Source organism: Micromonospora sp. NRRL B-16802, from assembly GCF_001279555.1.
GTDB lineage: Bacteria > Actinomycetota > Actinomycetes > Mycobacteriales > Micromonosporaceae > Micromonospora > Micromonospora profundi.
Genome location: NZ_LGEB01000002.1, coordinates 47,482 through 61,471 on the forward strand (window position 1 = coordinate 47,482; position 13,990 = coordinate 61,471).

The 13,990-nt window shown below is 72.0% G+C and carries 10 protein-coding genes and 3 tRNA genes; 8 read left to right on the plus strand and 5 right to left on the minus strand.

All coding sequences use genetic code 11. The features are described from left to right. Nucleotides 1-29: 29 nt before the first annotated feature. On the minus strand, nucleotides 30-1,478 hold the full coding sequence (locus tag ADK66_RS03360) for a hypothetical protein (RefSeq protein WP_053652405.1): 1,449 nt from the start codon (nucleotides 1,476-1,478) through the stop codon (nucleotides 30-32). A gap of 175 nt (nucleotides 1,479-1,653) precedes the next feature. Here ADK66_RS03360 and ADK66_RS03365 point away from each other — a divergent pair, with 175 nt between their 5' ends. The 4 genes from ADK66_RS03365 (at nucleotide 1,654) to ADK66_RS03380 (ending at nucleotide 3,125) form a co-directional block, all read left to right on the plus strand. Next, nucleotides 1,654-2,457 (plus strand): fumarylacetoacetate hydrolase family protein, encoded by an 804-nt coding sequence (locus tag ADK66_RS03365; protein ID WP_082377171.1) that lies wholly within the window; start codon nucleotides 1,654-1,656, stop codon nucleotides 2,455-2,457. 108 nt (nucleotides 2,458-2,565) lie between these two features. Next, nucleotides 2,566-2,637: transfer RNA gene (locus ADK66_RS03370), tRNA-Gln, on the plus strand. Nucleotides 2,638-2,772: 135 nt separating this feature from the next. After that, nucleotides 2,773-2,845: transfer RNA gene (locus ADK66_RS03375), tRNA-Glu, on the plus strand. Nucleotides 2,846-3,052: 207 nt separating this feature from the next. Beyond that, nucleotides 3,053-3,125 (plus strand) — tRNA-Glu (locus tag ADK66_RS03380). Nucleotides 3,126-3,303: 178 nt separating this feature from the next. Here ADK66_RS03380 and ADK66_RS03385 read toward each other — a convergent pair. Beyond that, complete coding sequence (locus ADK66_RS03385) at nucleotides 3,304-3,990, minus strand: IclR family transcriptional regulator (protein WP_053652407.1); 687 nt, start codon at nucleotides 3,988-3,990, stop codon at nucleotides 3,304-3,306. A 49-nt stretch (nucleotides 3,991-4,039) separates the two neighbouring features. Between ADK66_RS03385 and leuC the strand changes: the two genes are divergently transcribed. The 4 genes from leuC (at nucleotide 4,040) to ADK66_RS03405 (ending at nucleotide 9,113) form a co-directional block, all read left to right on the plus strand. Continuing rightward, entirely contained in the window at nucleotides 4,040-5,485 is a 1,446-nt protein-coding gene (gene leuC, locus ADK66_RS03390; RefSeq protein WP_053652408.1) for a 3-isopropylmalate dehydratase large subunit, read from the plus strand. Nucleotides 5,486-5,499: 14 nt separating this feature from the next. Beyond that, nucleotides 5,500-6,087 carry a 3-isopropylmalate dehydratase small subunit gene (gene leuD / locus ADK66_RS03395; RefSeq protein WP_053652409.1) on the plus strand — a complete coding sequence of 196 codons (588 nt, stop codon included), beginning with the start codon at nucleotides 5,500-5,502 and terminating at the stop codon, nucleotides 6,085-6,087. A 172-nt stretch (nucleotides 6,088-6,259) separates the two neighbouring features. Further along, nucleotides 6,260-6,967 (plus strand): HU family DNA-binding protein, encoded by a 708-nt coding sequence (locus tag ADK66_RS03400; protein WP_053652410.1) that lies wholly within the window; start codon nucleotides 6,260-6,262, stop codon nucleotides 6,965-6,967. Between the two features lie 145 nt (nucleotides 6,968-7,112). Beyond that, nucleotides 7,113-9,113, plus strand: a complete 2,001-nt coding sequence (locus tag ADK66_RS03405) for an endonuclease/exonuclease/phosphatase family protein (RefSeq protein ID WP_053652411.1) — start codon at nucleotides 7,113-7,115, stop codon at nucleotides 9,111-9,113. A 100-nt stretch (nucleotides 9,114-9,213) separates the two neighbouring features. On the opposite strand, the gene ADK66_RS03410 is transcribed toward ADK66_RS03405, so the two are convergent. Genes ADK66_RS03410 through ADK66_RS03420 form a run of 3 tightly spaced genes read right to left on the minus strand, consistent with a single transcriptional unit; the run spans nucleotide 9,214 to nucleotide 13,970 of the window. Continuing rightward, nucleotides 9,214-10,092, minus strand: a complete 879-nt coding sequence (locus ADK66_RS03410; protein ID WP_053652526.1) for an NUDIX hydrolase — start codon at nucleotides 10,090-10,092, stop codon at nucleotides 9,214-9,216. After that, nucleotides 10,080-11,600, minus strand: coding sequence for a CYTH and CHAD domain-containing protein (locus ADK66_RS03415; protein ID WP_053652412.1), 1,521 nt, complete (start codon nucleotides 11,598-11,600; stop codon nucleotides 10,080-10,082). The genes ADK66_RS03410 and ADK66_RS03415 overlap by 13 nt, the downstream gene beginning before the upstream one ends. Nucleotides 11,601-11,624: 24 nt before the next feature. Further along, nucleotides 11,625-13,970, minus strand: a complete 2,346-nt coding sequence (locus ADK66_RS03420; protein WP_053652413.1) for an RNA degradosome polyphosphate kinase — start codon at nucleotides 13,968-13,970, stop codon at nucleotides 11,625-11,627. Between the last annotated feature and the right edge of the window lie 20 nt (nucleotides 13,971-13,990).

Below are 13,990 nucleotides of genomic sequence, written 5' to 3' on the forward strand. Positions count from 1 at the left end.
CCAGGGTACGACCGCCGCCCGTTCGCCGGTCAGGGCATCTGCACCCGCACGCCGGCGGAGAAGACGCCGCTGCGCAGCTCCAACTGCCGGGGCGGGTCCCGCCCGTCGACGGTGAAGACCAGCGGAAGCACCACCCGGCTGCCCGCCGCGACCGGGTTGGCGAAGACGTCGCGGCCCAGGTTGGCCGCGCGGGTGGCCGGCTCGTCGGTGCTCACCCAGCGACCGCCGGGCAGGTACGCCCGCTGCAACTGCCCGTGCCAGGGCTGCTGGGTGCCGGTGATGTTGCGCATGCCAACCGTGGCCTGGCAGCGCCGGGCAGAGGCCGGAGCCCCACCGCTCGCACTGCCGGGCTCCGCACAGGTCATCCGGTAGACGGTGAACTCGAACGCGGACTCGCGCAGCGGCACACCCACCGGCCCGGACACCCCCGTGCCCACCCACGCGCCGCTGGTCGGCTGTTTCTGCGTGTCGATTTGGGAGACCTGCCGGGTCGCCGTCCAGCCGGCGGTGCCGACCACGGCGGCCAACACCACCACCGCCCCGACGACAAGCAGAGCGACAGGCGGGGTACGCCGACGACGTACCGGTTTCGGTGTGGCTGGACGCGGATAGACGGTTCCGCGCTCGTTGCCGGGTCCGTCGCTGCTGGACAGGGCGGCGGCGGTCACCCGCCGGCCCCGCCGACGACGCCACAACCAGAACAGGGCGGCGCCGAGCAGCAACAGGACCGCCACGCCGGCAAGCAGCAACGGGACCTGCCGCCAGAGGGGCTGCGCATCGGTGGCCTGGGCCGCCGGTGTCCCCGCCGCCTGCCAGGTGGCCGACGCGCAGTCGTACGGCCGGTTGCCGTCGCTCGTGAAGGCGCAGGCCGGCGCGGTAAGTGCCTGGCCCGGCGCGGTGGTGGTCAGCGCGGTGCCCAGCGTGGTGGTGCTGTGCGCGGGCAGCCGTAGCCGCCACGTCACCTCACCTGTCGACCCGCCGGAACGGGTGGACCGGCCGCCGTCACTGATCGCGGTGACCGACGCCCCGGAGGGCAACTCCTGGCGAACCGTGGTGTCGACCGGCGAGTCCCCCACGTTGCGCACATGGATCCGGTACCGAGGTGCCGGGCTGCTCTCCGGCGCGACCGCCACGGTGACCGGAGGCGGCGGCGCCGACGCCGGTGTCCGCGTCGGTGGTGCCATCGCCGGTGGCGCCGACGGTGGGGTGGGCTCGGCACTGGCCGCGCGCGGTGCTGCCATCGCGGGTGGGGCCGGCGCGGTGCTCGCCGCCTCCGGTAGCGGTGCGGCCATCGCCACCGCCGACGGCGCCGCTGGTTGCGGCGTGCGCGTCGGTGGTCGTGACGCGGCCGTCGGTGGTCGTGACGCGGCTGACGCCTCCGGGTCCACCGCGGGCAGGGCCGGCACGGCGGCGAGGGTGATGCCGAGGCAGTGGACGAACACTGCGAGGGCCTTGTGGTGTCGTGTCGATGCAGGCATACGAACGAACCTCCGGAGCCGACGCTAAGGGCGCGGTCTCTCCGTGCGGGTACGAAGTCAGGAATCTCGCCCCGGTCACCCCGGCGGCCGCTAGAGTGTCGCCGCGCTGACGGGTTGCGCACACCCGGCAGCCGGTCGTGGCCGGTGAACCCGTCGGCAGGGCTAGATTGGCCAGGTGCGTATCGCTCGTTTCGCTCATGCCAAGGGAATGTCGTTCGGGGCCGTCGAGGGCGAACCGGAGGCCGGGCCGCAGGGCCTGACCATCGCCGAGATCGAAGGTCACCCGTTCGGCCAACTCTCCTTCAGCGGGGCCCGGTGGGCCCTCTCCGATGTCCGGCTGCTCTCGCCGATCCTGCCCAGCAAGGTGGTCTGCGTGGGCCGCAACTACGCCGACCACGCCGCCGAGCTGGGCAACGACGTACCCAAGGAGCCGTTGCTCTTCCTCAAGCCGTCCACCTCGGTGATCGGTCCCCGGGACGCCATCCGGCTGCCGATCTTCTCCAAGCAGGTCGAGCACGAGGCGGAGCTGGCGGTCGTGATCGGCGCGCCGGGTGCCCGTCGCGCCGACCGGGCCGCCGCCGAACGCGCCATCTTCGGCTACACCTGCGCCAACGACGTCACGGCCCGGGACCTCCAGCGCTCCGACGGGCAGTGGACGCGGGCCAAGGGCTTCGACTCCTTCTGCCCCATCGGGCCGTGGATCACCACCGGCCTGGACGTCTCCGACCTGGAGATCCGGTGTGAGGTGGGCCGCAATCCCGACGAGATGGAGGTACGCCAGCTCGGCCGGACGAAGGACATGGTCTTCGATGTGGCCGGCCTGGTGTCGTACATCTCGCACGTGATGACGCTGCTGCCCGGCGACGTGGTGCTCACCGGCACACCGGCGGGGGTTAGCCCTCTCGTCGAGGGGGATACGGTCACCGTGCGGATCGAGGGCATCGGTGAGCTCAGCAACCCGGTGGTCCCCGTCGCCTGATCGGTCCGATGCCCCTGTTTCCGCAGCTCAAGGGCGTTTCGGGGGGATCGGATTTGGCCTGCCGGCGCTGGGAGGGTAATGTTCACTCCCGGCGCCGCAAGGGGCCAATGGGGTATGGGGTAATTGGCAGCCCGACTGATTCTGGTTCAGTTAGTCTAGGTTCGAGTCCTGGTACCCCAGCGCAGCTGGGATTCGCGAGAATCCCGGACGCTGGATTCTGACGGAGTTCTCCTCCGCCTCGCGAGGGGCGGAGGATGATCTCTGGTAGAGTGCAGCTCCTCTGCCCGCGAGGGTGGGGGAGCGAAAGTTTGTTCTGGCCCCGTCGTCTAGTGGCCCAGGACGCCGCCCTCTCAAGGCGGTAGCGCCGGTTCGAATCCGGTCGGGGCTACATCTGTGCACAGCCCGTCTCACCTCGTGAGGCGGGCTGTTTCGTCGTCCAGGGCCCGTCGTTCCGGGCCGGGTCCGGGTCACCTGGGGGTCGTTTTCTGGTCGCCACCTGCCGGTCGGCGGCCCCGCACCCCGCGCTCGCCCCGGCCGATGGTGCCGCTAGACTACAAGCCGCACCGCCCGCGAGGGTGGTGAACAGCAAAGTTCTGGCCCCGTCGTCTAGTGGCCCAGGACGCCGCCCTCTCAAGGCGGTAGCGCCGGTTCGAATCCGGTCGGGGCTACAACAAAAGGGCTCGTCTCGCTTCGCGAGACGAGCCCTTTTCCGTTCCACCGACCCACCTCGCGGTGATCATGAGGTTGGCGGTCTGACTACGCCGGTGCCGGTCCACGCCAACCCCATGATCACCAGCGCCGGTCGGAGGCCGGACCGACGCCGGTCGGAGGCCGCTGAGCCGTCGGTCAGAGGCCGGAGAGGCGCTGGCCGGCCCGTACGACCGCCATGGCGTGGCGTTCGCCGGGGCGGCGACCGAGGCGTTCGATGGGGCCCGAGATGCTGATCGAGGCGATCACACGGCCGGTGCGGTCCCGGATCGGGGCGGAGACACTCGCCACACCCGCCTCGCGTTCGGCGACGCTCTGCGCCCAGCCGCGGCGGCGTACCTCGGCAAGGGTGCGGCCCGTGAACTTGCTGCGCGGCAGCAGCGGCATGACCGCCTCCGGCGGCTCCCAGGCGAGCAGGATCTGGGCGGACGAACCGGCGGTCATGGGCAGCACCGAGCCGACCGGAACCGTGTCCCGCAGGCCGCTGGCACGCTCTGCGGCCGCTACGCAGATCCGCTCGTCCGCGCGGCGCAGGTAGAGCTGAGCGCTCTCCCCTGTGGCGTCGCGCAGCGCGGCCAGCAGCGGCTCGGCGGCGGTCAGCAGGACGTCCGGTGCCGCATTGGCAAGCTCGCCCAACCGGGGGCCGGGCCGCCAGCGGCCCTGGGTGTCCCGGACGAGCATCCGATGGATCTCCAGTGCCTGTGCCAGCCGGTGCGCGGTGGCACGGGGCAGCTTCGTGCGTTCAACGAGTTCGGCCAGGCTGGCGCCGTCGACACAGGCGGCCAGGATGACCACCGCCTTGTCGAGAACGCCAACACCGCTCATACTGTGTCCCACAAGCCGAAACATACCTCCCAGAATTTAGGATGTCCAGATGGTGGGAGTCACTCCTGAGCCGAGGACCCTGGCCGAGAAGGTTTGGGACGCGCACGTCGTTCGGTCCGCCGTTGGTGAGCCGGACCTGCTCTTCATCGACCTGCACCTGCTGCATGAGGTGACAAGCCCGCAGGCGTTCGACGGGCTGCGGCTCGCCGGCCGCCGGGTGCGCCGAACCGACCTGACGCTCGCGACAGAGGACCACAACACCCCGACCGGGTACGCCGATCCGGCGTTCCGGTCCCGCCGCGGTGACCTGCTCACCATCGCGGATCCGACGTCACGGACGCAGATCGAGACGCTGCGCCGCAACTGCGCCGAGTTCGGCGTGAAGCTGCACCCGCTCGGTGACGAGAACCAGGGCATCGTGCACGTCATCGGCCCGCAGCTCGGGCTCACCCAGCCGGGCATGACGATCGTCTGTGGCGACTCCCACACCGCCACCCACGGCGCGTTCGGCGCGCTCGCCTTCGGCATCGGCACCAGTGAGGTGGAGCACGTCCTCGCCACCCAGACGCTGCCGCAGAGCCGCCCGAAGACCATGGCCGTGAACGTCACCGGCCAGCTCGCCCCCGGCGTCACCGCCAAGGACCTGGTGCTGGCACTGATCACCCAGGTCGGCACCGGCGGTGGGCGTGGTCACATCGTGGAGTACCGCGGTGAGGCGATCCGGTCCCTCTCCATGGAGGGGCGGATGACCATCGCCAACATGTCCATCGAGTGGGGCGCCAAGGCCGGCATGATCGCGCCGGACGAGACGACCTTCGCGTACCTCAAGGGTCGCCCGAACGCGCCGCAGGGCGCGGACTGGGACGCGGCGCTCGCCTGGTGGCGGACACTGCCCACCGACGAGGGCGCGCGCTTCGACGCCGAGGTGACCCTCGACGCCAGCCAGATCACGCCGTTCGTCACCTGGGGCACCAACCCCGGGCAGGGTGCGCCGCTGAGCGCGCCCGTGCCGGACCCGGAGGAGTTCACCACCGATTCGGAGCGGGTCGCCGCCCGTCGCGCGCTTGAGTACATGGACCTGCGCCCCGGCACCCCGCTGCGGGAACTCCCCATCGACGTGGTCTTCGTGGGCTCCTGCACCAACGGCCGCCTGGAGGACCTGCGGGCCGCCGCCGACGTGCTGCGGGGCCACAAGGTCGCCGACGGTGTCCGGATGCTCGTGGTGCCCGGCTCCGCCGCCGTGCGGGAGGCCGCCGAGGCCGAAGGCCTGGACAAGGTCTTCTCCGACGCCGGTGCCGAATGGCGGTTCGCCGGCTGCTCCATGTGCCTGGGCATGAACCCCGACACGCTGAAGCCGGGTGAGCGCTCCGCGTCCACCTCCAACCGCAACTTCGAGGGTCGTCAGGGCCGGGGCGGACGCACCCACCTGGTCTCCCCGCCGGTCGCCGCCGCCACCGCCGTGGTCGGCAGGCTCGCCGCCCCCGCCGATCTGTAGAAGGGACCGAGGAGATGGACAAGTTCACCACCCACACCGGCACGGCCGTGCCCCTGCGGCGATCCAACGTGGACACCGACCAGATCATCCCGGCCGTGTACCTCAAGAGGGTGACCCGTACCGGCTTCGCCGACGGGCTCTTCAACGCCTGGCGGGAAGATCCCGCATTCGTTCTCAACGATGAATCCTATTCTGGTGCGTCGATCCTCATCGCCGGCCCGGAGTTCGGCACCGGCTCCTCCCGGGAGCACGCCGTCTGGGCGCTGCGGGACTGGGGCTTCCGCGCTGTGGTGTCGCCGCGCTTCGGCGACATCTTCCGCGGCAACGCACTCAAGGAGGGTCTGCTGCCGGTCGAGTTGGAATTGAAAGCCGTCGAGGAGTTGTGGGATCTCGTCGAGGCCGATCCAACCACTCCGGTGACTGTCGACCTGACCGCCCGAGAGCTCCGGGCGGGCGACGCCACATGGTCGTTCCCGCTTGACGACTTCAGCCGGTGGCGGCTGCTGGAGGGTCTGGACGACATTGGACTCACCCTCCGACACGTCGCCGACATCGACTCGTACGAGGCGGGTCGACTGCCGTTCCTGCCCTCGGTGGCATAGCCGTACGCCCACCCGCACATCGGATTTCGCCCTCACCGGTCCAACCGGTGGGGGCGAATCCGTTACGACACAAGGGCTTTTTTCTACCGAATGTTTGTGTCCAGGCAGCACAGGGCATACCGTGCGCGCAGAATGGCTCGCGTCGAGTCAGTTGCATAATCGGGAGGAAGTCGTGAACAAAGCCGAGCTCATCGAGGCGCTCGCCGTTCGCCTGGGGGACCGGAAGACGGCGACGGCCGCGCTCGACGCGGTCCTCACTGAGGTCCAGGCGGCGGTCACCAAGGGCGAGAAGGTGGCGATCACCGGATTCGGAGCGTTCGAAAAGCGTGTGCGTGGCGCACGAACAGCGCGTAACCCGCGCACCGGCGAGGCGGTGAAGGTCAAGAAGACGTCCGTCCCGACCTTCCGCCCCGGGGCCGGTTTCAAGGAGATGGTGGCCAGCGGCAAGGTGCCGAAGGCCACGGTGGCGGCGAAGAAGACCGCCAGCACGACGGCCAAGACCACCGGGGCCAAGGCCACCGGCACGAAGGCGACGAGCGCCAAGGCCACCAGCGCCAAGGCCACCAGCGCCAAGGCGACGGGCACCAAGGCCACCGCCGCCAAGGCGGCCAGCAAGAAGACCGCCCCGGCCAAGGCGGCCAAGACCACCACGGCGACCAAGACGGTCGCCAGCAAGAAGACCGCCCCGGCCAAGGCGAGCAAGACCACCACGGCGACCAAGACGGCCGCCAGCAAGAAGGCCGCACCGACGAAGAAGAGCGCCGCGGCGGCCAAGTCCACCACGGCGAAGAAGACCACGGCGGCGGCGAGCAAGAGCACGGCGGCCAAGAAGGCGCCCGCGAAGAAAGCTCCCGCCAAGAAGGCGGCCAGCAAGCGCTGACCGACCCGTACAGCCCACAGGGCGTCCACCCGCGCGGTGGGCGCCCTGCGGTGTACCCGGGGAGCATTGACCCGCCCGGCGTGGACGCGCAGAATCGCCGTGCCGGCCCCCCTTCTGCCGGCCCGCCGACGGAAATGGGGCGCCGGTGCGCTACCGCCAGCTCACCACCGGATCGCTCGCGCTGGGCGTCATTCTGCTCATCGACGTCCTGCGCGTATGGCTGCCCGGCATCATCACCATCTTCGGTCAGGCCGCGTCCACCCCGGCCGAGCTGATGGGCGCGTTCGCCCTCGGCTGGTTCGTCCTCGCTGCGGCGGCCCCGGCGCTTGTCCGCCGGGTGGGCGCCCGTCCCGTCACCGTCACGGCGGCCGTCCTGCTGGCCGCCGCGCGGCTCGCGCTCACCGCTACCCCTGGTGGACGCGCACAGCTCTGGCTGGCCACCGCGGGACTGCTCGCCGGACTGGTCTGGTTGGTGGGCGTCGCCGGTGGCATCGACCGGCCGGTGCCAGGGCTGGCGCTGGGGTTGGCGGTGAACGCGGCGCTCCACGCGCTGCTCGACACCTACGACCTGGCCTGGCGCAGCGACTGGACGGCGTGGCTGCTCAGTGCCGTGGCGGTGGGGGCGTTCCTGCTCGCCACGGCGGTGCGGGGCACGCCACCCGGCCCTGGCGGCGCCCGGTCGTGGCTGCTGGCCGGGCCGGTGCTGCTGCTGGCCGGCATGGTCGCCCTCGCCCCGGCGCTCGCCCAGACCGCGATGTCGTACCTGGTGGCCGACGACGGCGTGGCCAGCTCACCGTTGTTCGGCCTCGCGCCGGTACCGGTGGCCGTCGCCGGGTTCCTGCTGGCCGCGCTGGCCGGCCCGCCCAGACGGCCGTGGGGCCGGGCACTGGGACCGGTGGCCGTGCTTGCCGGCGCGGTGCTCTTCGCCCTCGACAACGGCGACCTGCTCCTCGCGGCCATCCCGCTCACCGCCATCGGTCTCGGCGCCTGCCTCGCCCTCACCGACGCGGCGAGCGCTGTCGGGCTGGCCCGCGCCGACGCGGCGAGCGCCGTCGACCCCTCCCGCGCCGACGCGGTGGGCGGGTCCGCGACGGCCGCCGGGGTCGGTGTGGGCGAGGCGGGCAGGGTGGATGCCCTGCGAGCGGCAGCCCGCCGGGGGTACGCGCTCGCAGCCGGCATGCTCGTCTTCGTCCTGGCGGCCGTGGCCTACTACTCCGCCTACGACCTCGGCTACCCCAACGGTGCGGTTCCCGTGGTGGTCGCCGGGCTGGTCGCGGCCGTGGCGTTCACCTCCCGCCCCGTCGTGGGGCCGCCTGCCGGCCGGCGCTCTGCCGGGTCGTTGGCGCCACTGCCGACCACTGCGGTGGTCACCGCGCTTGCCATGCTGGCACCCGTGTTCGCCGACAAGGTGGGGGTGTCGACAAACCGAAACGGGCCGCCGAAGGAGATCACTGTGGTGGCCTACAACATCCGGATGGGCTTCGGGTTGGACGGCCGGTTCGACCTGCCCGCGCTGACCAACACGATCGAGCGCCAGCGGCCCGACGTGGTGCTGCTCAGCGAGGTGGACCGCGGCTGGCTGCTCAACGGCGGCCACGACACCCTGGACCTGCTGGCCGATCGTCTCGACATGCCGTACGTGTTCGGGGCGGCCGCTGACGCAGTCTGGGGGGATGCGGTGCTCAGCCGTTGGCCGATCGAGGACGAGCGGACGCTGCGGCTGCCGGCCGTCGGGGCGCCCACCGGCGCGCAGGCCCTCGCCGTCACAGTGAACTTCAGCGGTGGCGTCCGGTGCGCGGTGGTCAGCACGCATCTGCAACCGCCGCCCGGCGGCGGCCCGGTGGTCCAGGCGCGCGCGGTCGTCGACTTCGCCATCGAGTACGCGGCCGGCCGTCCGCTGGTGGTGGGCGGTGACCTGAACACCGAGCCGGGCGACGAGGCGTTCGGCAAATTCACCGAGGCCGGTCTCGTCGACGCGCTGGCGGCGGGGCGACCGCTGGCGACAAGCCCGGCCGACGACCCGCGCCAGGAGATCGACCACGTCTTCGTCTCGCCCGGTCTGACACCGAGCGGCCCGGTCGCGCCGCCCGGCACGGCCAGTGATCACCTGCCGGTCGCGGTGACCCTCACCCTGCCGCCCCGCTGACCCCCGCTGACCCGTTGATCCGTTGACCCGCGAGTTCGACCGTTGATCCACTCCGGATCGCCGGCCTCCGGTGGCTCGACGTCGACGGAGCCGGGTGGGCTCAGAGGCGGTCGGTGGCGAGCAGCCGGTCGCCGCTGAAGGCGAGCAGCCAGCCGCCGCCCTTCGGCGTGGTGAAATCGTCGTCGGCGTGCCCGGTGAGCCGTTCCAACGCACCCGGCAGCACCTTGCCCTGGCTGCACACCGCCACCTGGCCGCCGGCGCAGGCCAACTCCAGCAGGCGGGCGGCGGTGGCGAGCACCTGCTCGTCCTGCTGCTGGCCCGGCTGAGGCTCGTCCAGATCGCCGCAGATCTCGATCGGTAGGTCGAGTAGTGCGGCCGCCGGATCCAGGGTCTGTACGCAGCGACGAGGCGACGCCGACACCAGCCGGGCCGGCCGGACCAGTGCGATCAGCGCGGCGAGGGCGTCCGCCTGCGCCCACCCCTGCGCGTCGAGCGGGCGGGCGGTGTCCGGGCCGGTCCAGGTGGCCCGCTTGCCGGCGTGCGCGTGCCGTACCAGCGCGACGGTGGCCGTCACCGGAGGCAGCGCGGCGAACGCGGCAAGCACCTCGGCGTCGTGCGGGTAGCTGACCAGCCGGATAGCGTCGTCGACGGCGAGCCACCGCATGTCGTCCACCTCGGTGTCGGGCTGGAATCCGCCGTTGGCGACCGTCCGCATCGACCAGTAGTCGACAAGCTTGTCCTGACCTTCGCTGCGGTAACGCACCGACGGCAGCCGTACCTGCGGTACGCCGCGTACGTCGGCCTCCTCGGCGACCTCGCGGACGGCCGCGACCATCGGATGCTCGCCCGGCTCCAGCTTGCCCTTGGGCAGCGTCCAGTCCCCGTGGCGGGGACGGTGCACGACGCACACGTGTACGCCGTCGGCGCTGGGACGCCAGCAGACCCCGCCGGCCGCCCGGATGCCGATCACGGGAGCCATCTGGTGCGCCGTCGCCGGGTGGCCCGGTGCCACGCGGCGGGAAACTGGGCACGCATCTGGCGGACCGTCTCGCGTTCCCGCTCGGCGAGCCGCCCGGCGACGACCGCCAGCTTGTGGTCGCCCGGTCGGTCGGCTGCGAGGGCGAGCCAGGTGTCAGCGGCGACCGCGGCGTCCTGGTGTTCGCCGAGCACGTCCTGCACCTGGGCCAGCGCGCGGGACAGCCGGCGCGCGTCCTTGCCGACGGCGGGGAGGACCGCGTTGACCGCGTAACGGGCCTGTTTGGCCTCCTTGCGGACGGTGTGCCAGCGGTCGTCGGGGCCCAGCGGGTCGAGCCCTTCGACGCCGTCGGGGCCGGTGAGCCGTTTCCACGGGCGGGCCACAAGGGCGGGCAGCGTCCGAGCGGCCGGCTCGGCGGCCCGGCGGGTGAACCGGGGAGCGCGGGCGGCAAGCACCAGCGCGTCCACAAGCGCCAGGTAACGCGCGGAGCGCAGCGCCTTGTCGATGGCGGCGAGCGCCTGCCGCTGCCGCTTGGCCAGCGCCTTGTCCAGCCGGTCCACAGCGTCCTGGTCGGGAGGGCTGAGCGGATCCGCGTTCGCGGTACGTCGCAGCCGGGCACGCAGCACCTCGGCGTCGCGAGCGGCGCCGAGGTGCTCGGCCAGCCAGCGCAGTTCCGCGCGCAGCGGACTCGACCACGACCTGCGGAGCAGCGGTTTGAACGTCCGCAGGTCGCTGCGCAGCCGCCGGATGGCCACCCGCATCTGGTGCACGGCGCTGTCACCGCCGCCACCCGGGACGCGCAGCCGCACCAGCGGGTCGTGCGCCAGCAGGCGGCGTACCTCCTTGCGGACCGCCTCGGTGACCACGTCGCCGGCGGTCGCGTCGGCGGGCAGTTCGCCCGGCGCGACCAGGTCGGGCTCGGCCTGCGCAGCCGCGCCCAGCGCGCGTACGTGCTTCGGGGTGAACGAGCCGTCCCGAGCGCCTGCCTCGCGCAGCACACCGCCGATCTGGTCCAGCAGCGTGCGGTCGCCGGCCTTGAGCTCCACCTCCAGCTCGCGGAACGTGCCGGTGGTGGCGTCGTTGTCGTCGAGCACGCTCACCTGGTCGTCCACCACCTCGGCCAGCACCGCGCCTGCCTCGTCGCACACCTCGTGGGCGTGCCGGACGGTCCGCACGACAGTCACCGGCGCCAGGGGAGCGCCCCGGTGCAGGGCGGTGACCAGCTCCACGAGCTCCGGTGGCGGCTGCCCGGCAGCCCCCGGGCGGGAGATCTCATGCCGGACGCCAGGTGTGCCGGTGGGCAGCTTCACCGTCCACGGCAGCTCGTCGCCCCGGCGGTGGCGCAGCGAGGCGCCGGCCCGGGCCAGCCGCAGGTCGACGGTGTCGAGGTAGCGGGCGACAAGCGTCACCTGTGGCAACGCCCGGACCTGGCCGCCGGCCGGGGCCGTGGCGGACAGGTCCGGTAGCACGTAGGTGTCGTCCACCTCGTACTTCTGCTCCTCCTCGACCATCCACTCAGCCTATGCCGCGAACGGTCAGCCGGCCGTGCCACCGACACGGCGCAGCAGCAGTTCCTGTAGATGCACCCGGGCACCCTGGCTGTCGCTGGTACGCCGGGTCCACGAGCCGTCGCCGGCCAACTCGAACGCGTCGACGTCCGGGCCCATCGCCGCGGTCAGCACGTGGTCCAGTTCGGCCCGGGCCACCGGATCGGTCACCCGCACCAGCGCCTCCACCCGCCGGTCCAGGTTGCGGTGCATCAGGTCCGCCGAGCCCATCCAGAACTCGGCCTCGCCGTTGTTTCCGAACCGGAAGACCCGGGAGTGCTCAAGGAACCGGCCCAGGATCGAGCGGACCCGGATGTTCTCCGAGAGCCCCGGAACGCCCGGACGCAGCGTGCACATCCCGCGGATGAGCAGGTCGACGTGGACGCCGGCCTGCGAGGCCCGGTACAGCGCGTCGGTCACGCCCTCGTCGACCAGCGAGTTGACTTTGAACTGGACCAGGCCGGGCATGCCGAGCCGGACGTGCGCGATCTCCCGCTCGATCCGCTCGATGAGGCCGCTGCGGATGCCCTGCGGGGCGACGAGCAACCGCCGGTACGCGGTCTGCCGGCTGTAGCCGGTCAGCACGTTGAACAGGTCGGTGAGGTCCGCGCCGATCTCCGGGTCGGCCGTGAGCATGCCGAAGTCCTCGTACAGCCGGGCGGTCTTCGGGTGGTAGTTGCCGGTGCCGATGTGGCAGTACCTGCGGATCTGGTTGCCCTCCTGCCGGACCACCAGGGCTGTCTTGCAGTGCGTCTTGAGGCCCACGAGGCCGTACACGACGTGGCAGCCGGCGCGTTCCAGCGTGCGTGCCCAACCGATGTTCGCCACCTCGTCGAAGCGGGCCTTGACCTCGACCAGCACCACCACCTGCTTGCCGGCGGCCGCCGCGTCGACGAGCGCGTCGACGATCGGCGAGTCACCGCTGGTCCGGTAGAGGGTCTGCTTGATGGCCAGTACGTTCGGGTCGGCGGCGGCCTGCTCGACGAAGCGCTGAACGCTGGTGGCGAACGAGTGGTACGGGTGGTGCACGAGGATGTCCCCGTCCCGCAGGGTCGCGAAGACGCTGCGCGGCACCTCGCCCTCGGCGAGCCGGGGGTGGGTGGCCGGCACGAACGGTGGGTCCTTCAGATCGGGGCGGTCGGCCTCGCCGTACACCTGCCAGAGGGCCGAGAGGTCCAGCAGACCGGGCACCCGCAGCACGTCCTGGTCGTCCATGTCCAGCTCACGGACGAGCAGCTCCAGCATGTGGTCGGAGATCGACGCGTCGGCCTCCAACCGCACCGGCGGGCCGAACCGGCGGCGGGCGAGCTCCCGTTCGAGGGCTTGGAGCAGGTCCTCGTCGCGGTCCTCGTCGACCTCCACCTCGGCGTTGCGGGTGACCCGGAACAGGTGGCACTCGACCACGTGCATGCCGCTGAACAGCTGACCCAGGTGCACCGAGATCAGGTCCTCGACCGGCAGCATCCGCACACCGGGCTGATCCCGGTCCACCCGCACGAAGCGGGGCACGTTGTTGGGCACCTTCACCCGGGCGAACAGCTCCGAGCCGCCGTCCGGGTCGCGGACCGCGACGGCGAGGTTGAGCGACCGCCCGGAGATGTACGGGAACGGGTGCGCCGGGTCGACAGCGAGCGGGGTCAGCACCGGGAAGATGTGCTCCCGGAAGTAGGTGCGCAGCCGCTCCCGCTCCGGCTCGCCCAACTCGGCCCAGCGCAGGATGCGGATGCCCTCCCCGGCGAGCTTGGGCAGCACGTCGTCGACGAAGCAGGCGGCGTGCCGGGCGACAAGTGCGGCGGTCCGCTCGGCGATCAGGTCCAGCTGCGTACGCAGGGGCAGCCGGTCCCCACCGCGTACCGGCAGGCCGGCGGAGAGCCGCCGCTTCAACCCGGCGATCCGCACCATGTAGAACTCGTCGAGGTTGCTGGCGAAGATGGCGAGGAACTTGGCCCGCTCCAGCAGCGGGGTGCGCTGGTCCTCGGCGAGCGTGAGCACCCGTGCGTTGAAGTCGAGCCAGGACAGCTCCCGGTTGAGGAAGCGGTCCTCCGGCAGCGGGGGAGCAGCCGGTCCGTCGTCCGCGTCGCCGGCAGCGGGGGAGCCGGCGGTCAGGGCGCCGGCGGCCGGCCCGTCCGTCTCGGTGGGCGGGGTGGCGGATTCGAGGACCTCGTCGAGCCCTGAGGAGGCAGCCCCCGGGTCGTCGGCGAGGGTGTCGGCGCGGGCGGCGCCTGCCCGTTCGGCTCGGGACGGCCGAAACCGGCCATCGGTGCCACGGGCGCGGACGCCGTTGAGAGGATCGGTGGTGGACGGGCTGACCGGGTGCTCGCGAGGGGTGCTCACCCGCTCATAATCACCCGATT